We start from the raw sequence: 284 nt of genomic DNA on the forward strand, positions 1-284 counted from the left end.
CGAGGTCGTCGGCGAGGCGGCGACGCCGGGGACCGCGGTCGAGCTCGCCGCCGACCTCTCGCCGGAACTCGTCCTGATGGACCTGCAGTTCGGCCAGGACACCTCCGGTGCCGAAGCGACCCGGCGGATCCGTGCGCTCGACGCCGCGCCGTACGTCCTCGTGCTCACGAACTACGACTCCGACGGCGACATCCTCGGCGCGGTGGAGGCCGGCGCGAGCGGGTACCTCCTCAAGGACGCGCCGCCGCACGACCTGATCGCGGCCGTCCGGGCGGCGGCGTCCG

Annotated in this window: 1 protein-coding gene; it reads left to right on the forward strand. The window is 74.6% G+C overall.

All coding sequences use genetic code 11. From position 1 onward, the window contains the following. A partial coding sequence (locus BIV03_RS13255; protein ID WP_139201978.1) for a response regulator transcription factor occupies nt 1-284 on the forward strand: 284 nt, incomplete at both ends.

It is taken from the genome of Curtobacterium sp. MCBA15_016 (assembly GCF_001865105.1).
Classification (GTDB): domain Bacteria; phylum Actinomycetota; class Actinomycetes; order Actinomycetales; family Microbacteriaceae; genus Curtobacterium.